At 26.1% G+C, this 23,737-nt stretch carries 18 protein-coding genes; 14 read left to right on the plus strand and 4 right to left on the minus strand.

Features of this window, described 5'->3' with window-relative positions:
- Positions 1 to 96 precede the first annotated feature (96 nt).
- The 4 genes from BP997_RS04890 to BP997_RS04905 all read left to right on the plus strand — a co-directional run bounded on the left by BP997_RS04890 (position 97) and on the right by BP997_RS04905 (position 4,574).
- The gene (locus BP997_RS04890; protein ID WP_413828334.1) at positions 97 to 780 is read left to right on the plus strand and encodes a DUF169 domain-containing protein; all 684 of its coding nucleotides are present in this window, start codon (positions 97 to 99) and stop codon (positions 778 to 780) included.
- A gap of 27 nt (positions 781 to 807) precedes the next feature.
- Positions 808 to 2,151 (plus strand): glutamine synthetase family protein, encoded by a 1,344-nt coding sequence (locus tag BP997_RS04895; protein ID WP_413828335.1) that lies wholly within the window; start codon positions 808 to 810, stop codon positions 2,149 to 2,151.
- A gap of 209 nt (positions 2,152 to 2,360) precedes the next feature.
- Positions 2,361 to 3,164, plus strand: coding sequence for a DUF4013 domain-containing protein (locus BP997_RS04900; protein ID WP_413828973.1), 804 nt, complete (start codon positions 2,361 to 2,363; stop codon positions 3,162 to 3,164).
- Between the two features lie 33 nt (positions 3,165 to 3,197).
- On the plus strand, positions 3,198 to 4,574 hold the full coding sequence (locus tag BP997_RS04905; RefSeq protein ID WP_413828955.1) for a DUF4013 domain-containing protein: 1,377 nt from the start codon (positions 3,198 to 3,200) through the stop codon (positions 4,572 to 4,574).
- Between the two features lie 30 nt (positions 4,575 to 4,604).
- On the opposite strand, the gene BP997_RS04910 is transcribed toward BP997_RS04905, so the two are convergent.
- On the minus strand, positions 4,605 to 5,153 hold the full coding sequence (locus BP997_RS04910) for a MarR family winged helix-turn-helix transcriptional regulator (RefSeq protein ID WP_413828399.1): 549 nt from the start codon (positions 5,151 to 5,153) through the stop codon (positions 4,605 to 4,607).
- A gap of 288 nt (positions 5,154 to 5,441) precedes the next feature.
- Here BP997_RS04910 and BP997_RS04915 point away from each other — a divergent pair, with 288 nt between their 5' ends.
- From BP997_RS04915 to BP997_RS04935, 5 genes are all read left to right on the plus strand, one after another.
- The gene (locus tag BP997_RS04915) at positions 5,442 to 6,734 is read left to right on the plus strand and encodes a Mur ligase family protein (RefSeq protein WP_413828400.1); all 1,293 of its coding nucleotides are present in this window, start codon (positions 5,442 to 5,444) and stop codon (positions 6,732 to 6,734) included.
- 28 nt (positions 6,735 to 6,762) lie between these two features.
- A complete protein-coding gene (locus tag BP997_RS04920) occupies positions 6,763 to 8,022 on the plus strand; it encodes a hypothetical protein (RefSeq protein ID WP_413828957.1) in 1,260 nt (419 codons plus the stop codon).
- A 48-nt stretch (positions 8,023 to 8,070) separates the two neighbouring features.
- Positions 8,071 to 8,748: a nucleotidyltransferase family protein gene (locus tag BP997_RS04925; RefSeq protein WP_413828959.1), complete on the plus strand. Its 678-nt coding sequence runs from the start codon at positions 8,071 to 8,073 to the stop codon at positions 8,746 to 8,748.
- 136 nt (positions 8,749 to 8,884) lie between these two features.
- Positions 8,885 to 9,973, plus strand: coding sequence for a Coenzyme F420 hydrogenase/dehydrogenase, beta subunit C-terminal domain (locus tag BP997_RS04930; RefSeq protein WP_413828961.1), 1,089 nt, complete (start codon positions 8,885 to 8,887; stop codon positions 9,971 to 9,973).
- A 44-nt stretch (positions 9,974 to 10,017) separates the two neighbouring features.
- Positions 10,018 to 11,055 (plus strand): M42 family metallopeptidase, encoded by a 1,038-nt coding sequence (locus BP997_RS04935; protein ID WP_413828963.1) that lies wholly within the window; start codon positions 10,018 to 10,020, stop codon positions 11,053 to 11,055.
- A 187-nt stretch (positions 11,056 to 11,242) separates the two neighbouring features.
- On the opposite strand, the gene BP997_RS04940 is transcribed toward BP997_RS04935, so the two are convergent.
- Complete coding sequence (locus BP997_RS04940) at positions 11,243 to 11,491, minus strand: hypothetical protein (RefSeq protein WP_413825333.1); 249 nt, start codon at positions 11,489 to 11,491, stop codon at positions 11,243 to 11,245.
- 305 nt (positions 11,492 to 11,796) lie between these two features.
- Between BP997_RS04940 and BP997_RS04945 the strand changes: the two genes are divergently transcribed.
- The 5 genes from BP997_RS04945 (at position 11,797) to BP997_RS04965 (ending at position 21,720) form a co-directional block, all read left to right on the plus strand.
- Positions 11,797 to 17,949, plus strand: coding sequence for a DUF3320 domain-containing protein (locus tag BP997_RS04945; RefSeq protein ID WP_413828965.1), 6,153 nt, complete (start codon positions 11,797 to 11,799; stop codon positions 17,947 to 17,949).
- A 31-nt stretch (positions 17,950 to 17,980) separates the two neighbouring features.
- Complete coding sequence (locus BP997_RS04950) at positions 17,981 to 19,834, plus strand: PAS domain-containing sensor histidine kinase (protein WP_413828967.1); 1,854 nt, start codon at positions 17,981 to 17,983, stop codon at positions 19,832 to 19,834.
- A gap of 45 nt (positions 19,835 to 19,879) precedes the next feature.
- Positions 19,880 to 20,092: a zinc-ribbon domain-containing protein gene (locus BP997_RS04955; protein ID WP_413825325.1), complete on the plus strand. Its 213-nt coding sequence runs from the start codon at positions 19,880 to 19,882 to the stop codon at positions 20,090 to 20,092.
- A gap of 154 nt (positions 20,093 to 20,246) precedes the next feature.
- Positions 20,247 to 21,074 (plus strand): zinc ribbon domain-containing protein, encoded by an 828-nt coding sequence (locus tag BP997_RS04960; RefSeq protein ID WP_413828296.1) that lies wholly within the window; start codon positions 20,247 to 20,249, stop codon positions 21,072 to 21,074.
- Between the two features lie 67 nt (positions 21,075 to 21,141).
- A complete protein-coding gene (locus BP997_RS04965; protein ID WP_413828969.1) occupies positions 21,142 to 21,720 on the plus strand; it encodes a zinc ribbon domain-containing protein in 579 nt (192 codons plus the stop codon).
- On the opposite strand, the gene BP997_RS04970 is transcribed toward BP997_RS04965, so the two are convergent.
- A complete protein-coding gene (locus tag BP997_RS04970; RefSeq protein WP_413828971.1) occupies positions 21,700 to 23,217 on the minus strand; it encodes a PAS domain-containing sensor histidine kinase in 1,518 nt (505 codons plus the stop codon). The two genes, BP997_RS04965 and BP997_RS04970, sit on opposite strands and share 21 nt — an antisense overlap.
- Before the next feature lie 172 nt (positions 23,218 to 23,389).
- Entirely contained in the window at positions 23,390 to 23,557 is a 168-nt protein-coding gene (locus BP997_RS04975) for a hypothetical protein (protein ID WP_413828294.1), read from the minus strand.
- Positions 23,558 to 23,737: the final 180 nt, after the last annotated feature.

The following is a 23,737-nucleotide window of genomic DNA, read 5'->3' on the forward strand; positions in this document are numbered from 1 at the left end:
TTTACTCTTATAAACAATAAATATTAAATACTTCTTAAAATATATAAATAAAACAATTTAAAGTATAAAAAAACTAGATTCAGGGGACAATCACATATGGTGGAATATGATAAAAAAGAAAATACAAAAATAGCACAAAACTTTAAAAATATTTTAAATTTAGATTCAGAACCAGTTGCAATAAAATTTGTATTAAAACCTGAAGAAGTTCCAAATGATATTGAAAAAATTGAAGAACCTCTCCGTCACTGTGAAATGGTTAAATTAGCTTCTAAAGGAAAAACTTTCTATGCAAGCAAAGATGAAGAAAAATGTAAAGGAGGATCAGCTGCATTAGGTTTAGAAGACTTACCTCCAAAAATTGCAAGTGGAGAATTTTATGTAAATCTTGGAAGATTTAAAGACACTGAATCTGCTAAAGCCACATTAAATGCTTTACCAACAATGAAAGTTAGAAATTATGGTTTGTTATATGCGCCTTTAGAAACAGCAACATTTGCACCTGATGTTGTAGTGATCTTTGCAAAACCAGTTCAAGCAATGAAAATATCCCAAGCAATTATATATGAATTAGATGATCGTGTCAAAGCAGACTTTGCAGGAATCCAAAGTATATGTGCAGATGCAGTTTCAAAACCAGCATCTACAGGAAATGCAAACATAACACTTGGATGTAATGGAAGTAGAAAATATGCAAAATTAGCGGATGATGAAGTAACCGTCGGTTTAAGCACTAAAAATATTGAAAAAATTACAGAAGCATTAATAAAATTAAATTAAAAAAAATATATAATGAAGGATTTAGTTATGACTGAAAAAATAGATGAAATGATAGAACGTATGCAAAATGATTATATCAAATTTGTACGATTACAATTTGTAGATATCCATGGAGTACCAAAAAGTATAGCATTACCATCTAAACCAGAAGAAATGGAATCATTATTCCATGATGGTTTATTATTTGATGGATCTAGTATAGAAGGATTTGCAGATATATCTAGTAGTGATTTATTATTAAAACCTGATATAAATACATACAGTCCACTCAGTTGGAGACCGGAAGAATCTGCTACATGTAGATTTATTTGTGATATTTGCACCTCTGATGGTGATCCTTATCCTGGAGATCCTAGAAGTTTACTTAAAAATGCTTTAAAGGATTTAGATAAAAAAGGATATACTTATAATATTGGTCCTGAACCCGAATTTTATATTCTTGATGAAGATAATTTAGGTTATCCTATTCCTTCAGATAATGCAAGTAATTTTGATGTTGATCCTGCAGATAAAGGTGTTGATTTCCGTCGTGAATTGTCTTTAAACCTTGAAGAATTAAATTTTAAAATTGAAGCAAATCATCATGAAGTCGGTCCAGGTCAAAATGAAATTTCATTCAAATTTGATGATGCTTTAATAACAGCTGATGCAGTAATAACTTATAAACAAGCTATAAAAGCAATAGTTAATAATATTGCAGAATTTAATAATCAAAAATATAGTGTAACATTCATGCCAAAACCTTTCAATGGAGTAGAAGGCTCTGGTATGCATTGTCATCAAAGTTTATTTAAAAATGGTAAAAATGTTTTTGCTGATCCTGATGCAGAATATGGTTTAAGTGACAAAGGATTATACTTTATTGGAGGATTATTAAAACATGCGTTCCCTCTTACTGCTATTACTAACCCTACAGTTAACAGTTATAAACGTCTTGTTCCAGGTTATGAAGCTCCAGTACATATTAGTTATGGATTAAAAAATCGATCTGCTTTAATTCGTGTTCCTGCAGCATTTGGGGAATCTACACGTATTGAATATCGTTCACCTGATCCAACTTGTAACCCTTATCTTGCATTCACTGCTATGTTAGCTGCAGGTATGGATGGAATTAAAAATAAGATAGAACCTGGAGAACCAGTTAATTATAATCTTTTCGAGTTATCTGAAGAAGAATTAGAATCTAATGGTATTAATCCTTTACCTGCTAGTTTATGGGAAGCTTATCATAGTCTTGAAAATTCAGAATTGTTAATGAATGCTCTTGGTCCTCAAATTGGTAATAAATTTTTAGATGCTAAATATGCAGAGTGGGATGATTATCGGGTTCAAGTATTCAATTATGAGCAAAGAAAATATTTAGATATTTAAATAATTATAACAATTAATAAAAGGATTAAGAATTATCCTTTTTTAAACTATTTTTTTGGATTAATTTTTATTAGTTTTTATATTAAAGCTATTTTTTTGATTTGTAATCTTTTTAGGTATCTAATTTCATTATTAGTAAAGTTTATATACTTATTTTAATCAAATATTAATTATACAATTAAGATTATCTAATAGATTAAGATTATTTGGTGATAAAAATAAATAAATCTTTTAATATTATTAAAGATGCATTAACTTATCCATTATTTAATTGGAAAAAGATGTTAGTTTTAAGTGTTTTGAATTTAGTAATAACATTAATAGCTATATCTCCTGAGTTAAATGGTAATGGTAATTTAATATTGAGTCTTATAACATTGATTGTTGGTTTTATTTTATCCTTTTTAATTGTTGGGTTTCATGTTAGTATGATAGCTCATACAGTTCATGGGTATAATAATGCACCTAATTTTAATTGTGTTAAAGATTTTCAAAATGGTGTGGGATTTGTATTATTAAGCTTTTTGTATTGCTTAATTCCTATTGTAATAATAGTCCTTGTTGCATTTGTTACTGGATTATTGGATCATATTTTACAAATAGGTTCTTTTATAATGAAGAATACTATTGTATTAGTTAATACAAATCTTTTACCTGATGAATTAATTGCTAATACAATTTCTAGGTTAGGAATAACTGCAGTTGTTAGTTTTATTGTTATGTTGTTTGCTCTTTCATTATTTTATATTGGATTAGCTAGATTTGCAAGTATGGATAATATTATTAAGGGAGTTGATTTAGGTACTATTGTTAACACAATTGATGGAATCGGAACAAAGTTTTATTTAATGTGGTTTGTATTGGTTTTAATAATTTCATTATTATTAATTTTTATAAGCTTTTATTTGTTTAGATTTTTATTTTTTGGGGGATTAATTGTTGTTTTATTAATAGTTCCTTATATGATAATGTTTTTAGCTAGATCTATTGGATTGATTTATATGGAAGTTTAATTTAAAGTTAAATTTTATTTGGAAGTGGATATTATGGGAGTTTTAGATATACTGGTGGATAGTTTAGATTATCCATTGAGAGATTGGAAAAAGTATCTAATTTTAGGTATTTTTTTATTTATTATGCGTTATGTTGAAACATTTGCAAGTATTAGACCTATTAGTCTTTTAGTAATGTTTATTGTTTTAATTTTGGAAATTGTTATTTTTGGTTATATTTGTAGTGTGATTGCTTCTGCTATTAGACATAAGAAAGATATCCCTAGTTTTTCTTTTGTAGAAAATATTGTTGATGGTTTGAAATATTTAGTTCTTGGGATTGTTTATACAATTATTCCATTTGTTCTTTTCTATGTAATGTTAATTTCTTCTGGTAGTAAGAGTGCTATAATTCAATTACTTCAAGCTTCAAATCCTTACTTTACAGTATTAGGTTTCCCTACTGGGGATTTATTTAGTGGATTTATTAATGGTATTACTCAATCATCTTACATTATGACATTTATTATCCTATTCATTTTAGGTTTAATTTTTTCATTTTTCTTTGTAATGAGTTTATCTAGAATGGTTGATACTGAAAGTTTAAAAGAAGCTCTTAATTTCCGTGCTGTTCTTAAAACTATGAAAACTATTGGATGGGGTACTTATATTACTTGGTTCATTGTTATATCTTTATATTTAATAATGTTTGGTTGTATACGTATTCTTTTAGGTCTTATTCCTTATGTTGGCTTATTAGTGGCATGTTTAGTTATTTTCCCTTACACAATTTTATTTGCTAGTCGCGCTATTGGTTTAGTTTATAAACAAACTAAATATGTAGGAGCTTTAAACAGTGATATTGATCCAAATGATGAGTTAAATCAAATGTCTATATTAAAGGAAAAAGAAGTTTTACGTCAAAAGAATTTAAAAGAAAGTGCTGAAAAACAAGATTCTGCTATAAAACAAACTCAAAACTTAAGAAAACAAGGTATTAATTATTCTCAAGATAAAAATGTTAATGTTAAAAAACCTATAGGTAAAGTTATTCATCCTAAACCTAAAGGAGAAGTTGTTTATCCCGAATCTAAGGGAACTATTATTAGTTCTGATGTTGAGAATGATGATGTTTCTGAGGATGAAATTAAACCTGAAGGTAAAGTTCTTATAAATCCTATTGATGGTTCTGAACTTTTAATTAAAGAACCAATTAAGGGATCTATTGGTCCTGTTAAAGATGATGTAAAAATTGATGAATCATCCATTAAAAAAGAATTTATTACAGTTGATGATAAAGAATTATCATCTAAAAAAGCTAAAGAGGATGCTTTTAAAGAAATTCAAAATTTGATTTCTGATGAGGATTCTAATCCTGAGGATATAATAGCTAAACTTCAAAAGAGTGAGGAAGATAAAAAGAAAGATTAAAAGTTTTTCAATAGTATTCTCTTCCTTTTTTTAATTTTTTATTATTTTATATTCTTGTCCAAATATTTTTTCTACTGGTTTTTTCAAAATTTTTTCAGTTTTTATTTTTGGTTTATTAATTTGTTTTGTTTTATCTTCATTAAATTTTTTCAATAATGTATTTAATTGTTTTTCTTCATTGGAGTTTAAAATATTTTTTAATATATTTGTCCAATTATTTTCATGTTTAATTAGACTATTTAAGGTTTCTTCTGATTTTTGGGTTAATATTAAATCTTTTTTTCTCTGATTCTCATGATTAGGTATACGGTTTATGTATTTGTTTTTTTCTAATTTTCTTATTGATCTAGTTATGCTTGATTCATTTATATTATAAATTTCAGATAAATCTTTTTGATTAACTTTAGGATTATTTTTAATTGCAAGTAATAATTTTAATTGTTCATAACTAATTTCATATTTATTTATTTCTTCTTTAAGGTAGTTTTGGTGTTCTTCTTGGATTTCTTTGATTAAAAATATAGTTTCATTCATTTTAAACGTGTTTTTAAATATTTCTTTTTCTTTTTTAGTTTTCATATTTTTTTTACTACCTTAAATTTTTTTTCCTTTGATATTTTAATCCTAAATAAGATTTAGAAAATTATTTTCTATATTTATAGAGATTAAATTTATATATTTTAATTTATATAATTATGTAGTGATATTTAATATTCTATTTAATTTTAAATTAATCTAAATTAATATTTAATTTTATAAAGTTATTAATAATTTAAATATAGAATTAAAATAGATTTTTTTTTAGAATATATTAGTATCATAATATTAGGAATTAAAGATTATAAAATTATTATTAAAGGGATTAATTTGAGAGCTGCAGTAATTGGTTTAGGAGTAGAAGGAAAAAAAGCCTTTGAATCATTATTACGTAATAATTGGAATGTTTATGCATCTGATTTATCAACAAAGTTAAATTTAGAAAATATGAACTTACCTGTTGCGGATATTAACCTATTATCTAAAGAAAAACGTTTAAGTTTTATAATAGAAAATGCGATGATAGATTTAGGATTTATTAATCAAGAAGAAATAGATAATTGTGATGCTGTAGCAATTAGTCCAAGCATGTTCGGTACAGAACTAGCAAACAAATATCAAAAACAAGGAAAACTCTTATGTGATGTATTGACTAAACATAGAGAAATATTCACTATAGGAATAACTGGAACAAATGGTAAAACCACAACTGTAACTATGATACGTAAAATCCTTGAAAAAGCAGGATATAATGTATTAATAGGTGGAAATGGTGGTGGTGGATTTGAAGGTTATTACGATTTAATTCTCGAGGCGGAAAAAGGGGATTATGATGTGATGTTAATAGAAGTATGTGACATGACATTAGATTTTTGTAATTACTGTTTTGACTTTGATATTGTTGGTTTAACCAATATTGGTAATGACCATATGAATGTGCATAAAAGTATTGAAAATTATAAAAATACTGTTAAAAATTTTTTTAAAGGAAAAGAAGTATTTATTAGTAAATATCAAGATTTTAAAGATGAATTTGAATCTTCAGCTCGTGAAACTAACTATTTTAAAGAAACTGAATATCCTTTACAATTATTTGGTAACTTCAATAAATTAGATGCTGGGTTAGCTTCAGCAATATCTAGAAAATTAGGAATAGATGAACCAATCATAAAAGATACTTTGGAAAATTTTCAACCTGTAGAAGGAAGATTAAAAGTATTACATTTAAATGATTGTGATATATTTATTGGTAAATCTGACAATAGTAGTGCAATACATAGTATATTGGAAGAAAAAGATTTTCACGCTATATTTATTGGAACACCAAGAGTTAATGAAGAGGATCGTTTAGATATATTAAATGAAGTAGTTAATCATAATCCTGAAGTTATAGTATTATTCCCTGGATTAGAAGATACAATAGATTTTGCTAAAATGAGATTACAGTCTTTAAATTATAATGGAAGAATTGAAATTGCAAATAATTTAGATGAAATTGTAGCATTAGTAGCGGAATTTAGTTTTGAAGATGCTATCTTTATTGGTGGAAATGGTCAGGATGCAATAATACAAATACAAATACGTTTAGAGGAAATAATTGAATCAATAAATAATTCATTTTAATTTAAAATAATTATTAAAATATAAGGAAGTGAATAAAATTAGTTTAAAAAGACTTTGGAAAAAGAATGCATTTAAGATATGTTTAGGACTTTTACTTATCTGTCTAATATTAACACCATTTAGTTTTGCTCATACAAACTCTTTAAGTACTGGTGATGTTAGTAATTTATTAAAAGTTGAAAATGGATCTACTGTTTATAGTGGAGATACAATAATTGATGAGAATAATATTAATAGATATCCAGTAGCTATTAATATCCAATATTTAACTGATCGAATTATTAATTTAGATTTATTAGGAGCGGCTTATTCTTTTGCTTCAGGAACTGTTCCGATGCCTACAGAAGATGTAGTTAAAGGTAATGTTACTGATACTGGTAGTGTATCAGATTTTGATGGTCCAGGGTATGTTGCTATTGAAAATAATTCTATTGTTGTTCATTCTCCTGATGATTTTGTATGGGGATATAATGAGCCTTATACTCAAGCTGTAAAAACTGATAATGGTGTGGATATTGTTAATAATTTAACTGGTGAAACAGTTAAGCATGTTAATGAAAATGATATGAGTAATGATACTTTACCTCATGATTTTAGTAGTGTTGATCAAATTAAATCTTGGTATAGTTATGCTAAAGTTGGAGCTAAATATAATCTTGAGTATGGTGTTGGGGATTTAAGTGATGGAAGAGCTTTCATGACTCCTGAAGAAGTTAAAAAAATACCTGCAGCATATAATTATTCAAATGTTCATGGTGGTGGAGATACTGTAATGATTTATACTACTCCGAATAGTACTTATCATGAAGTAACTAATTCTTACACTTATCTTGGTAGTCACCCTCAATATAATGATGCTAATCGTGCATTAAATGCTAAACAGTTTGTTAAAGCTTGGAATAATACTATAATTCCTTCTAATTCTCAAGGTTCTGGACGTTCTGATGTTAGTTTTAGTTCAGTTGTTGAACCTGATGCTGAATCTGGTACAGCTACACATGGAGTATGTCCTCCAGCTAGAACATTACGTTCTACTGTTATGTCAATTGGAGCTCCTTTGCCTGTAGGTATGGCTTCTGATGAAGATGCTGTATTATTTGGTTATAATCCAGCGACTGGTATTAAAGTTACAAATCCTTTAGATTATCCAGTTAAAATTACAATGTGGACTGAAGGGGATGGAACTGATATGAAAATTTGTTGTTCAGCTCAAGAACTTATTCCAAATAATGTAACTGTTAATGATACTAATACAACTAGTATTTCTGTTGAAACTTCAGGAGATTAAATTAAAAAATTATTTAAATAAAATTTTAATTATAGGATTTTAATAGTTATGGTAAATGTTTCAGTTATTGTTACTGCTGCGGGTAAAAATTCTCGTATGAGAGCAGATCAGTTATCATCTAATGTTCCTTTAAAAAATAAGTTAACACTTCCTCTAAAAAAACATGATGGAACATTAACAAATGTAATAAGTGAAACATTAAACCATATATTATCCTGTAAAGTAGACCAAATAATTTTAGTAGTTGGATATTATAGTGATGAAATACTAAAATCAATTAATGATATTGATGATGATAGATTAAAAATTATAGAAAACAAACCACATGATGTGGGTTTATCAGTATCATTACTTAATGGTCTAAAAAATACTAATTCTGAAATTGTTTTATGTACAACTGGTGACCAACCTACAGTTACAACAAAAACATATAACAACATTATAAATCATATTCTTCAATCTAAAGACCCTAAACATACTATTTCTATATTAAGACGTAGGGAAAAAGGTAAATTAAATTCACCTGAAGGATTAGGAATGCCATTTGCAGCAAATAGGTTAGAATTAATTAAATACTTAAAAACAGAGAATGATAACCTAAACCCAATATTGCGTAAAATATTCGCAGATGGGTATGAATTTTATGGCATAGAAGAGAATAATCCTTTAGAACTTGTAAATATAAACCATTTAAAAGAATATAAAACTGTCTATGACAATTATTAAAATCTTCATAAACTTTATTATATAAAAAATTTAATATAATATTATAATGAATCTTTTTTTATAAAATGGTTAAAAAATAAAATATTTATCAAAAAAATTTAAAAAAATTAAAAATAATTTAGAGGTGACAATTACTATGCCTGAAGAAAAAATAGCAATGGTTGGAACACCATGTCAAGCAATAGCTGCAACAAAAATAAATAAATACTCTGATAAAACTGGTGGATCACCAATCACTGTAAAAATAGGCTTATTTTGTACAGAAAACTTTTCATATGCATACTTAAAAGAATTTTTAGCAGAAAATGATATAGATATGAATGAAGTGAAAGAATTTCGTATAGATAAAGGTCAATTTAAAGCTAAACTCATATATGGTGATGAATTTTCCACACCAATCATAAAAACAAGACCATTCACTAGAAAAAATTGTAATATTTGCACAGATTTCACAGCAAACAATTCTGATATAAGTGTAGGTTCCGTAGGCTCTGAAGACGGATGGAGTACAGTTATTGTTCGAAATGAAACTGGTAAAAAAATCATAGATGATTGTATTGAAAATGGTTACCTTAAATCTAAACCATTAGAAGAAAAAGGATTAAAACTATTAACACGATTATCTAATAAGAAAATTAAAGATAATTCAAAGATTGTTGAAGAACGTGAAAGTGTAGGTCGACAAGTTTTAAGTCAACGAGTAATTGATGATGAAGAATTTGAAAAAGAAGCTGATTTATGCCAATTTAATAATTTAGAAGCTGATGTTATAAGTGTTGGTGGATGTGTTCTCTGTGGTGCATGTGAATATGTTTGTCCTGAAGACATTGTAGAAATTAATGATAGGAAACCACAAAAATATGGTAAATGTCGTGAAGATTGTCATGCATGTTATTATGCCTGCCCTAGAACCTATTTAAGTGATACTGTAGTTCCATTAGATATGGATGAAAAACCATTAGGTAATTATATAGATATAATGAGTGTTACTGCAGAAGCTATTGAAGGTCAAGATGGAGGAGCAGTTACAAGTATTCTAGTTTATCTATTGGAGAATAAATTAGTAGATGAAGTTTTCTTAGTGGGTCAAGATGAAGATCAAGCATGGAAACCTAAGAGTTTTGTTACAGGTCGTATTCAAGATGTTGTAGCTGCAAGTGGTACTAAATATTCAACTGTACCTGTAGGTTTTAAAGCTTTAAAAAATAGAAAACTTAATAAATAAATATTTTATAATATTATAAGAAAGAATTTTAGGAGGATATTATTTTGAAATCTAATATTGATTTAGTTAAAGAATTAAGTACAACTCCAGGTATTTCTGGTTTTGAAACTAATATAGAAAATATCATTAGACGTGAATTAAAAGGTTCCGTTGATAAAATTGAAACTGATGATATGGGTAATGTTATCTGCACTAAAAAAGGTAAAAAAAGTGCTCCTACTGTAATGTTAGCATCTCATATGGATGAAATTGGTTTAATGGTTAAATTTATTGATGATGATGGTTTTATTCGTTTTGCTACTATTGGTGGAATTAATGATCAAATGTTAATGAATCAAACTGTAACTATCCATTCTAATGATGGTGAACATTTAGGTGTAATTGGTTCTAAACCTCCTCATGTTACTAAACCTTCTGAACGTAACAAAGTAGTTAAATATGATGATATGTTTATTGATATTGGAGCTAAAGATAAAAAAGAAGCTTTAAAAATGGTTTCAATAGGTGATCCTATAACATTTAATAGTTGGTTTGAAGAATTCCCAAATAATTGTGTTATGGGTAAAGCTTTAGATAACCGTTTAGGATGTTATGTTATGATGGAAGTCCTTAAACGTGTTGATACTAAAGCAACAGTTTATGGTGTAGGAACTGTTCAAGAAGAAGTTGGTTTAAAAGGAGCTAAAGTTGCAGCTTTTAAATTAAATCCAGATTATGCATTTGCACTTGACACTACTTTATCTGGAGATCATCCAGGTATTAAACCAGAAGAAGCTCCTTGTAAAATGGGTAAAGGTCCTGCTATTGTTTTAATTGATGCTTCTGGTAGAGGTATTATGACACCTAAAGTTATTCGTGATATGCTTATTGGTGCAGGTGATAAAGAATGTATTGATTATCAATTAGAAGTTAGTGATGGGGGAACTACTGATGGTACTGCTATTCATTTAGCTCGTGAAGGAATTCCAACTGGTGTTTTAAGTGTACCTACACGTTATATTCATACTCCTGTTAGTGTAGCTAGTATGGATGATGTTGAGAAAACAATTGAACTTATTGTAGCTGCATTAAATAATTTATAGAATAAAACAATTATTTTATTCTATAAAACTTTTTTTTAAAAAATTTTTAAAATTAGATTTAAATAAAATTATTATTTTTAAAATTAAATTTTTAGTTTTAAAGAATAGAAAAGGATAATATTTTTTTTAAAGATTTTAATTACAATCTTCCGTTTATTATATACAATTTGAAAAAATAGAAAAATAGTTATTGTTTAAATTTGAAATTAAAATAGAATTTGCCTGAAGTATTTTTTATTCCTTGAAATTCAGCATTTAATGTTTTTTCAATGAATCTTAAATCATCAATACTTGGTTGTACATCATTTAAATTAATTTCATCACTATACAAATTGATGAATTTATTATTTTTTATTATCTCAAATTCTAAATTATCTATGTTTAAATTATCCTTAAAATATTTTTTAATACTATTTCTTTCTGCATCATTTATCATAGATATTTAATACTTCCTTTTTGAATTAGTTCGTTAGTAATAGTTTATTATATTATTTTGTAAAACTTTTTATTTAAATCTTTACATTAAATTGTATTGTTTATTTAATTTTCTGTTGTTAAATTAAATTATTGTCGTGAAAATTTTATAAAAACATTTTAATCATTTATAAATACTTTCTAATTTAATTATAATACTTAATTGAAATTATTAAAAGATTAAATTTATTAATTATTAAAATTAAATATAAATTTTAATATATTAAGTTTGATAAATAGTATATTACTTTTATATTTGGTGTAAACATGGCATATTCTTCAAAAAAAATTGCAAAAGAATTTTATAATCTAAGGAAAAACTTATTAGATTTAACATTACGTAACCAATTATTAAATTTTAAACCTAGATCTAAAACATTAACAATTACTAATCAATCACCAACTAATATTTATCAAACATTAGTGTTGCAAGATTATACAATGACTTTTTCACCAAATAAGAAAGAAGAAGATAAGTCACGTTTACGAAATATTTGGGAACATCCCTCATTAGATTTAAGTATTTTCAAAGATGGGGATAGAACATTAAAAGCAGATTTGTCTCCTTCAGAATTGCAGAAAAGACTTTTTTATATTAATCAACAAGCTAAAACTATGTTGCAAGAACAAGGTTATAATATCCTTTATATTGCAGTAGGTTTTCTTAAATGGCAAGATGGTCATAAACCTAAACAAAATAATTTAGCACCTTTAATTCTCATACCTGTAGAAATGGAACGTAAAAAAATAGGGAAAAGTTTCACAATAGATTGGACAGGGGAAGAAATTAAAACTAATATTTCTTTAAAAGCTAAATTGTTAGAGGATGGTATTGAATTACCGGAGTTTAAACAAACAAATTATGTTGAAGGGGTTGAACATTACCTTCGCAAAGTAAAAGATGCTGTACGTAGTCAGAAAAATTGGGAAATTTTAGACAATGTTGCATTAGGTTTTTTCAGTTTCACTAAATTTTTAATGTATGAAGATTTAGATCCTGATGCATTTAAAAATAGTGAAATTAGAGATAGGTATTCATTAATAGAATCAATTTTTGATCCTAGTCAAAATGTTTATGAGGATACTTTTACTGAAGAAGATGTTGATTCTAAATTAAATTATAAAGATATGTATAATGTTTTGGATGCAGATTCTTCTCAAATTGCAGCTATTGAAAATGTTAAAGCTGGACATAATCTAGTTGTGGAAGGTCCTCCAGGTACAGGTAAATCTCAAACTATTGTGAATCTTATTGCGGAATTATTAGCGGAAGATAAAACAGTTCTTTTTGTTAGTGAAAAAATGGCAGCTTTAGAAGTTGTTAAAAATCGTATGGAGAATGTAGGTTTAGGTAAATTTGTTTTAGAATTACATTCTCATAAAGCTCGTCGTAAAAAAATGTTAAAGGATCTTGAGAGAAGTGTTAATGTTCATTCAAAATCTAATTTGGATATTGATAGAACAATTCGAAAATTAGAGAAGTTACGTTCTCAATTAGATGAATATGCTGATATTATCCATCAACCATTATATGAAGTTAAATTAAGTCCTTTTCAATTATATGGTATTAAAGAATCTGCAGATGATTATTATAGTAAAAAAGGTCGTTTATTGCCTTTAGTTAGATTTTCTAATAGTGAAAATTTGACTATGAAAGACTTAGATGAAATCATAACTTTATTAGAAAGTTTAGCTGAATTACGTAGTACTATAACTAAAGATAATCCATGGAATTTAACTAATCCTAAAAGTTTACTTCCTCAAGATTTACGTGAAATTGAATTTTTAATAGATGATACTTTAGATAGTCTTGATAATTTTATGGTAGAAGCTAGTAGTGTTAATGATATTTATGGTATTAAGGTTCCTAACAGTTTAAATGAGTATAAATATAGTATTGAAGCTTTAAAAGTTTTAGATACTCGTAATACTGAATTAATTGATCCTGATATTATTGGTAATTTTGAATGGATTTCTTCTCCGCGTAAAGCTTCAGAGTTAATTCAACATGTAAAAGATTATCAGGATACTGTTAGAATTATGGAAAAATTTAATGATAATGTTTTACTTATTGATTTGGATTCTCTTATTTCTGAAATTGAAAAATCTAATCAGAAAAAATTCCATTTCTTTGGTGGTAATACTTTTAAAAGTCAGTTAAAAAATATTTATAAGGGAGAAGTTCCTTCAGATAAAATTGCTTTACGTGATTTAACTCGTCTTAAAAAATATTTTAATGCTAAAAGAGTTATTGATAGTTATGAAGAAGCGGGTAAACGATATTTTGGTAAATTATGGGATGTCAAGGAACCTTTTAATAATTATTATGTAGTTGAAAAGTGGATGCGTGAATTTAATGATTTGCTTGCAAATGGTACTTTTTCAGAAAAAACAATTGAGATTTTAAAAAATGATTTGTATGAACTTAATGCATTTGAAAATGTTCAAAGTTATCTTGCTGCTGGAGATGTATTTGTTAAAAGTTTAAATCGTTTAGAAGATAAATTAAATCCTAGAAGTCAACTATTATTTAAAAAAGATAAAGCAGATGTGTTATTTAGTGAATGGAGTAATCAATTAAGTGAATGGAAAGGTCAATTATCTAGTTTACATTTGTGGAGTCAATATTTAAGTATTAAAAATAAATGTAAACAAACTAATGCTAAAATTTTCGTAGATACCATTGAAAAACGTAAAATAGGTAAGTATGATGTTAAACCATTGGTTTTAGGTAATTTTGCAGATAGTCTACTAAATATTGTTTTCAGTGAAAATCCTACTTTATCTACATTTATTGGGGAATTACATGAAAATCGTATTAGTGAATTTAGGGATTTAGATCGTGAAATGATTAAATTAAATCGTAAACGAATATATAATAAGTTAAATAATAAAATCCCTCAAATTTTTGGAGCTGCTGATGATGAAGAATCTCAAGTATTAGCTGGTGAATTTACACGTAAAAGTGGACATTTGCCTGTTAGAACATTACTTGAAAAAGCAGGGGGCACTATTAAAAAGATTAAGCCATGTTTTATGATGAGTCCTTTAAGTATTGCTCAGTATTTAGATCCTACTAATGAAAAATTAGAATTTGATGTTGTTATTTTTGATGAAGCCAGTCAAGTAAAACCTGAAGATGCTTTAGGCGCATTTATGCGTGCGGATACTGCTGTTGTTATGGGTGATACTCAACAATTACCTCCTACAAGCTTTTTTGATCAGATGACTGATGCAGATAGTGAAGAAGAAGTTGCTACTGCTTTAGATATGGAAAGTATTCTTCATTTATGTAAATTATCATTCCCTGTAAAAATGTTAAAATGGCATTACCGAAGTAGACATGAATCTTTAATTGCTGTTAGTAATGAAGAATTTTATGATAATAATTTATTAGTATATCCTTCACCTAGTCATAATGATTCTGAGCTTGGATTAAAATTCCATTATGATAGTTCTACTTATTATGATAGAGGTAATTCTAGTAATAACTTTGGGGAAGCTAAACTTGTTGTTGAAGAAATATTTAAACATTTCCAAAAATATGGAGATACTAAATCTTTAGGAGTAGGTACTTTTAGTGTATCTCAAAGAAATGCTATTATAGAAGAATTAGAAATTCAACGTAAATACCATCCAGAATTGGAGCCTTTATTTAATGAAAATCGTGATGAACGTTTCTTTGTTAAGAATTTAGAAACTATACAAGGGGATGAACGAGATGTTATCCTAATTAGTGTAGGTTATGGGTTTGATAAAGATGGTAAAATGAGTCTTAATTTTGGTCCTTTAAATCAGGAAGGGGGAGAACGTAGACTTAATGTTTTAATTACTAGAGCTAGGGAAAAATGTGTTGTTTTTAGTAATTTTAAGGCACAGAATATGCATTTAGCAGCTAATCCTCCTTTTGGTGTTAAGGCTTTAAAAGACTTTTTAGAATATGCTGAAAATCTTAATTATGGTCCTAGAAAAGGAAATAATGAAATTAGGGAACCATTTGAAGATGCTGTTTATAATTTCCTTGTTGAAAATGGTTATACTGTTGATAAACAAGTTGGATGTGCAGGATTTAGAGTTGATTTAGCTGTTGTTGATGCGAATAATCCGGGTCGTTATATTTTAGGTATAGAAACTGATGGTAAAATATATGCTTCTAGTAAAGTTGCTACCGATCGTGATCGTTTACGTGATCAACTGTTAGAAGGATTAGGTTGGAATATTTATCATTTATGGAGTACAGATTGGTATCGTAATAGAGATTTATCACGTAAAAGATTATTAGAAGCTGTTGAGTTTAATCAGAAAGAGACTGTTAAAAATGAAATTCTTAGTGAGTTAAATGATTATGAAGCTATGAAAATTGTTCCAGTTACAACATATACTCCGGCAGATCAAAATGATGATGAATCAAATGATAAAGAAACTGATGAAAACATTGTTATTAATTCATCTATTGAAGAATCTGAGAGTAATATTATATTAGATGAAGGAGAAAATAGGGTTAATGAAACTTCAGAATCTGCAAATATTAATCAAACACAAGAAACTGATGATAAAAAGTCTAAATCAGAGGTAAATAAAAATATTCCAGATTCAGAAAAAAACACTCCAATAATAAATGACCTATTATATGAAGAAGAATCTACTCCAGTAATAACTGATAATAAATTAAATCAAACAACTAATAATAACATTTCAAAACCAGAATTTGAAGATAAAAATTCAAATATTTCACAAAATCATATAAACAATAATATATCTAAAGATATAAACATTAATAATATATCCGATAATAAAAGCACTGAAGAAAAATTTGAGACTAATAAAAAATTAAAATTTAAAAATAAAAATCAAGTTTCTGATGAAATTATAAAAGATAATGGAGTCGGTGATAGTATAACTGATGAAAAACAAAAACATTCTTTCATATCTAAATTAACCAATAATATTAATGAAAAATTAACTGGTGGATCTAAAAGAGATGAAAATATAAATGTTGAAGAATCAATTGATGAAAATATATCAACAAATCAAGATTCTCATGAAGAAAGTTCTTTAAACGAAGATGAATCTAATAAAGATAATTCAAATGTTAAATTTCACAATACTATTGAAGATGTGGAAAAGCCTTCTAAATCAAAAGTAAAATTCAGAAAGAAAGTGAATATTCCTGAAATTGATGAAGAAATTAATCAAGAGGTTATAAATTCATTAAACTCTCCTGATGTAATTACAGTTAATCCTGACGAAGCGGACATTTCAAATATTGATGTAATTACTCCCGATGAAGAAGAAAATATTGAAGAAATAGCTAAAGGTTCAATTCACGGGGATGAGTCTATCCATAAAGTCACTCCAACAAAAGAAGATAAAAATAGTTGGGATGATGTAATCACTCCAGAACATAGTGAAGAAGATTTAAAAGAAGTTGAAGATTCTGATTTTTATGATGATTATGAAAATGATGGTTATTATGATCCTGCTACTGATTTAAATAATCCTCTACGTAAAAATACAGTATATCGTGAAGATTTTGTGGATGATAAACCTAAAGATAAGTATTCATTAAAAGCTTTAACTCAATCCTTAAATGAAATGAAAAATGAACTTAAATATATAGATGCATCATTAAAAGAAATTGAAAACCCAACGGAAATTGAGGATGTTTATGTTATAGACCGTATGGAAGAAGAAGATAACTCTATAACACCTGCACATGCTGAAAATGATGAAGAGCAAGCGGATTATAAAACACCTGTTGATGATAATTTAGATACAATTATTAGTAATATAAACGATGATATTACTAAAAAAGAAAAACAATTAAATAATGTTCTTAAATCTTATGATGATAGAAAGATTTCAAGAAAAGTAACTAATATGGAAGATTATGTTGTTTCATATGAAGAAGCAAATAATATTAAAATCACTAAACCTGCAGATTTATATGAAAGACCAATTAAAGATGTTTCAATAGACATTGATGATATTATTAAACAAGAAAGTCCAATACATATTGATACATTAATTTTACGTTTACGTGAATCTTGTAACCTTAAAAGAGCAGGAACCAAATTTAAAGATGCTATTAATTTAGCATTAAAATATTCTGAAGATGAAGGATTCATTAAACGTGAAGGCGATTTCTTATTCTATAATGGAAGTAAGATTGTATTAGTTAGAAAAAGAGTAAAACCTAATATTAACTTTATAAGTGATGCAGAAATTAAAGAAAATGTCTTATTAGTTCTTAAACTTCAGCAATCTGTAGAAACCAAGAAATTAGTTAAAAAAGTAGCAAATAATTTCGGTTTTAAATCAACTAGTAAAAAAACTAGTAAACGTATAACTGATGTTATTGATTACATGATTGGTAAAGAAGAAGCAACTAATAATGAGGGACATATAGAATTATTATAGAATAATATAATATTATGAGGGTACTAAAAATATGATGTTTGAAGTTTTAGGTGGTGATAAAAATTATATCACAAAACAAAAAATTGAAAAATTCACAGATTTTTACACCCCTTCAAACCTTGTTAAAAAAGTTCCAGATTTCATTTATGAAGATGTTTTACAATTAGTAGATTATGATGTAAATATTTTCATCCCTTATAAAGATGGTGAAGATTTCATTGTTCAACATTTAAGCAAATTAATTAAAAATCATTGTAAAATAAAGAATGATGAAGAAATTAAGGGTTGTCTCTTTTCTGAAGTATTTCCGGTTTATGTTAATATTCGTATTTTAAATTTATTACAAGAAGCTTTTAAGAAAAAAACATCCATACACTTTCAAATAAATGAATATCCAGATGATAATCTTTTATTTAAACATTATGATTGTAATATAATAATTTCTGGAGATCTTGCTTTTCTTTTAATTAAAGATGATACTGATTTAGTTTTAAATCAACTTAGTGAAACTAAGAGTATATTTGAAAATTCACCTTATGGTTTAGCTATTTATCAAGATGATAAATTTGTTAAAGTTAATGCTAAATTTTTAGAAATGATAGAAATTTCACAAGTTGATTTTTCAAAAAAAGATTATGATTTTGAAAATGTTCATCTTCACCCTTTAGATTATTCAATGGAATCTTTTAATGAAAGAACTAGTCAATTATTAATAAATAAAATTTTTCAAACATTACAATTAATGGAATTTAATGATTCCAAGGGAGAAACTCATTGGTATAATATTACAGGTGCTCCAATACAGTATAATCATCAAAATGCAGCATTATTTAAAATTTTTGATTATACTAAAAATAAAAATATTTATGATAAATCTTTGACTGTGGAAAAAGCTTTGAAATTAGTTGAATCTCATGAAAAATTTGCTCTTTTAAGTTATGATTCTCAAAAAGGGTTTTTTGTCACAGATGAATTTTTTAATATCCTTGAAACAGAACCATTTGAAATTCATAGTAATATAAATAATGTTTTAAAATTTTTAACACCAGAAGATAAGATAAATTTTAATGTATATTTAAATAAATTGTGCGAGAATCAGGTTTTAGAATCCGATTTTCATTGTACAGTTAAATTAAAAAATGATAAAATTAAACATTTATTAATTTTTAATAAAATTATTTCTTGGGATGATGATGGAATTCCTGCTTCATCTGTTTCATACATGTTAGATGAAACTGAAACAGTTTTACGTGAACGACGACTTGAATGTGCAGATCATGATAAAACAGTGCTTTTAAAGGAAATTCATCATAGAGTTAAAAATAATTTACAAATAATTTTAAGTTTGATTAGTTTAGATGAAAGATATAATAAAAATGATTTAAAATCAATTTTAGATTCTACTAAGAGTCGTATTGAAGCTATGGCTTTAATCCATCAAAAAACTTATGAATCTGAAAATTTATCACATGTTAATGTTGAAGATTTCTTTAAAGATTATTGTCATAGTATATTGAATTTATATGAACTGGAAAATGAAATTATTATTCATTATGATATTAATAATGACATAGAGTTTTCAATTGATTATATAACTCCTTTAAGTTTAATAATTAATGAATTTGTAACAAATTCTGTTAAATATGCATTTCCATCTACTAATCAAAATGAAAAAAATATATTTTTAAGCATTAAAGTTGTTGATGATGAAGTTATTTTAAAGTTTAAAGATAATGGAATTGGATTACCTGAAGATTTAAATATTTATAATAGTCCTTCTTTAGGTTTAACTATTATTAATAATCTTACAGTTCAAATTAATGGTGAGCTATTTAAAGAAGATTGTGAGGGTGCTGGTTTTAAATTAGTATTCCCTATTAAATGATGATTTTTTTAAATTTTTAATAATTAATTAGTAAGAGGAGAATTTATGACTGTTTATTGCCCAGAATGTGGAGAAGATAATCGGGATAATGCGAAATTTTGTCATGAGTGTGGTGCTGATTTAAGTAAAAATAATATAAAAACTAATGATAATAAAGGGGTAAGTGATTCTAAAAAATTTATTATTGCTGCGTTAATTGTTGTTTTAGCTTGTTTAATTATGTTCATATTAGCATTTTTAGTATTTAATCAAAGCTGAATTTTTTAAATTTTTATTCTTATTAATTTTTATTTATAAAATTTTAAATAATACTTTTTTTAAATTTAATAATTGTATATTGTTATAAATGATTTTTTGTTTATAAATAAAAAAGGTTTTTAATTTTTTTCATGATGGAGGGGAAAAAAGAAAAATGACAATTTATTGTTCGAATTGTGGAGAAGAAAATGAAGATAGTGCGAAATTTTGCAGAAAATGTGGTGCTAGTTTAAATAGTAATATTAAGAAAATTAATAGTTCTGATAATTTAGGAAATGTTAATAAAAAATATATAATTACCGGTTTAATCATTATTTTAGCAGTTATTTTAATCGCGGCAGGTGCTTATTTTGCTTTTAGTCAGAATAATATGAAGACTATGGATTTTGGTGCTTATACTATGGATGTGCCAGATGATGCAAATTTTATTAATAATTCTTCAACTGCAGGTTTAAGTTCTTTTGTTGATAGTACTAATCATTTAATGACTACATTTATTTATACAGATTCCTTATCTAATGCAGCTGGAGCTGCAGGTATAAAAGCCAGTTTTGAAAGTTATCCTACTGTGAATAATGATAAACTTAAAGTAAATAATTGTACTATTCATAAAATTAGTACTGGTGGAGATTTCGGCTATGTAGCTCTTTATAATCCTACTGGAATTTATATAGTTGTTGCTTCTGATAATCTTGATGAATTAGTAGAAATGGTTAATAGTATACAAGTAAAAACTATTCAAAATACTACTAGCTCTAGTTCTTCTGATACTAGTAGTTCTTCAAGTAATAGTGGATCTTCTAGTTCTTCTAGTTCTGGTATTTCTAGTCAAGGTACTGTTAATATAAATGGAAATGATTATAACCGTGTGTATTATAGTGATGGTTCTTATAAAACTTATGGAACTAAAACAGGTTTATTATATCAAAATACACATGATAGCCAACCAACTGAAGCAGAGGTTTATGATCACCCTATTTAATATTTTATTTTCATTTTTTTAAAATACAAATTTAAATTATAATTATAATAATTTCGGAGGAATAAAATTGAAATGCCCTCACTGTGGTGCTGAAAATAAGGAAGGAGCAAGTATTTGTACGGAATGTGGTAAACCAATATATGAAATACAAACTAAAATTAAAGAATCTAAAGATGAGAGATTATTAACTAAAAAAATTATTAGAACTGCGGTAATTGTAATCGTTGTATTATTAATTCTTGTATCTGGTGTTTATTTATTCGTAACTAATAATAATGACACTAATAATATTAGTTTAGGTTCTTGTACAATGGAAATTCCTTCAGATATTAATTTAACCCAAGTAAATGTTTCTAATAACACTAATTTACAAACTTACACAGATACTAATAAAAATGTTATGGTTTCATATTTGAATGCTTCTAATCCTGAAACTTCAAATAATATTAAAGAAGTTACTACTAATTTAGGTAGTTACACTAAATTAACTAATAAATCTTTAAATGCAAATTGTACTATTTATGCAGTTTCAAGTAAACTAGGATATAATTATATGGGAACATATCATTCTAATAATGCTTTCATTTTAATTGGTGGAAATGACTTAAATGATATTGCGGATATGTTAAATAGTATTAAATCTTAATTTTTTTATTTTTTCATTTTTTTTTATTGGGAATTTAATTTCAAAGCATGTTCCTTTTACATTTTTAATTTCTTCTAATTTTCCATTAATTTGTTTTGTTAAAGTTTTAATAACTGTAAAGCCTAAACTATCTAAATTATTTAAATCAAAATCTTCAGGTAATCCTACTCCATCATCAATAAATGATACTATACCCATATTATTTATTTTATGGAATTTTAAATAGAAAGTTCCTTTTTCTCCATTAGGAAATGCATACTTTATAGTGTTATTTATAAATTCAGTTAATATTAATCCTAAAGGTATTGCTATATCTAAATTTATTTTAGCATCTTCTAAACTTGTATTAAATTCTATTGGGTTAGAATATAAGTTAATTAAACTTTCACCAATATCAGGTAAATAATCTGCAATATTAACAGTTTCTAAATCTGCTGATTTATAAATTATTTCATGTAAATTTGCCATAAAATTTATTCTGTTTCTAGTTGATTCAATTACACTTTCAGGATCATTTTTATTAAATGCATTTTCGAGGTTCATTAAACTTAAAATTATTTGTAAATTATTTTTAACTCTATGATGCACTTCTTTCACAAGTATGTCTTTTTCTTCTAATGTTTGTGATAATTCAGTAGTGGTTTTTTCTAATCTCTTTTGATAAATTACCATTTCAGTTATGTCTTGAATAAATGCAGTTTTGCTTTTTATTTTACCATTATTATCAAATTTTGTTTTAGCATTTATAGATAAATATTTTTTATTATTTTTATAGGTGATTACTTGTAATGTGTCCTTGAAACTTGTTATTTCTTCAGAATTTAAGTAAGATTCCCATAATATTTTGTCTTTAGGTATTAAAAATTGTTTTATTAAAAATGTGTTTTTAGGGAATTTATTTGGAGGTATATCTAATATTTTATATATTTCAGATGTCCAAGTAATTTTATTTTCTTCACAACTTCCTATAGCTATTAAAATATTTTCTTGTATAAATTCTAAATCATCTTGAAGTTTTATTGCCTTTAATTCTTTTTCTTTTAAGTTTGTAATATCAATGAATGTAAAATGTAATCCTAATTGGTTATGTATTGTTTTTGGAATTATATTCAATATAGCCCATCTTTCTCCATCTTTTTGTAAAATTTTTACTTCATCAGTAAAATTATACTTTTCCCTATTTTTGATTTTATTTGTTAATTCCATGAATTTATCTGGTTTAGTTGATTGAAGTATTACTTTATCTTTAGGGTATGGGGAATTTATTAATTTTTCTTTAGGAGTTTGAAATAAATCAGCAAAGCTTTGGTTGCATTTATATATCTGATTATCTATAATAAATGCCATTGCTTTATTAGAATTATTTAATAAATTATTTTCATTTTGAAATAGTGTTTCGAATTCATTTTCGTAATTAATACTAATAATTATACTATTCTGATATTTGAATATTGTATCTATAAATGTTATAAGTAATTTATCATCATCATAATACATTAAATTTACTTTTTCTGTTTTTCCGGTATTGTAAACTCTATCAAAGATGTTTTTAAAGTCATCATAAGGTTTTAGAAATAGTGTTTCGAAGTATAATTGTCCATTAATGTTATCTTCTGCTGTAGTTACTAAAGGTATTATTTTACTTAAGTTCCGTATTATGTAATCATCATTATATGGTGTTAAAACTCCTCCCCCCTAAAATGTTATTATCTAATAATGGTTGGAAAGGTAATTTTTCTAATTTTGTTAAAGGTTTCTTCTTTACCTTAATGTTTGGATTAACTTTGATTTCACCTATCTTAGTATTATCCTCATTGAGCAGTACTAATTTTTTCATTTTTTACCCCTTAATATTTTAATATAATGATATATTATTTATTTTTACTTTATTAAATAATTTTTTTAAAGTTTGAGGCTCTGTCAAAAATTTAGTTGATGATTTTGTTTTTTATTTTTTATGTTCCAGGATTCTAGTTTTAGTGTGAATCTGTTGATTAATCCGGTTTTTGTTTTCATT

This window comes from Methanobrevibacter sp. UBA412 (genome assembly GCA_002495685.1).
Classification (GTDB): Archaea; Methanobacteriota; Methanobacteria; order Methanobacteriales; family Methanobacteriaceae; genus Methanobrevibacter_A; species Methanobrevibacter_A acididurans.

Coding starts and splice junctions, on each gene's coding strand:
- BP997_RS04890 (WP_413828334.1), top strand. CDS start 97: ATGGTGGAATATGATAAAAAAGAAAATACAAAAATAGCACAAAACTTT.
- BP997_RS04895 (WP_413828335.1), top strand. CDS start 808: ATGACTGAAAAAATAGATGAAATGATAGAACGTATGCAAAATGATTAT.
- BP997_RS04905 (WP_413828955.1), top strand. CDS start 3,198: ATGGGAGTTTTAGATATACTGGTGGATAGTTTAGATTATCCATTGAGA.
- BP997_RS04910 (WP_413828399.1), bottom strand. CDS start 5,153: ATGAAAACTAAAAAAGAAAAAGAAATATTTAAAAACACGTTTAAAATG.
- BP997_RS04925 (WP_413828959.1), top strand. CDS start 8,071: ATGGTAAATGTTTCAGTTATTGTTACTGCTGCGGGTAAAAATTCTCGT.
- BP997_RS04930 (WP_413828961.1), top strand. CDS start 8,885: ATGCCTGAAGAAAAAATAGCAATGGTTGGAACACCATGTCAAGCAATA.
- BP997_RS04940 (WP_413825333.1), bottom strand. CDS start 11,491: ATGATAAATGATGCAGAAAGAAATAGTATTAAAAAATATTTTAAGGAT.
- BP997_RS04945 (WP_413828965.1), top strand. CDS start 11,797: ATGGCATATTCTTCAAAAAAAATTGCAAAAGAATTTTATAATCTAAGG.
- BP997_RS04950 (WP_413828967.1), top strand. CDS start 17,981: ATGATGTTTGAAGTTTTAGGTGGTGATAAAAATTATATCACAAAACAA.
- BP997_RS04955 (WP_413825325.1), top strand. CDS start 19,880: ATGACTGTTTATTGCCCAGAATGTGGAGAAGATAATCGGGATAATGCG.
- BP997_RS04960 (WP_413828296.1), top strand. CDS start 20,247: ATGACAATTTATTGTTCGAATTGTGGAGAAGAAAATGAAGATAGTGCG.
- BP997_RS04970 (WP_413828971.1), bottom strand. CDS start 23,217: ATGTATTATGATGATGATAAATTACTTATAACATTTATAGATACAATA.
- BP997_RS04975 (WP_413828294.1), bottom strand. CDS start 23,557: ATGAAAAAATTAGTACTGCTCAATGAGGATAATACTAAGATAGGTGAA.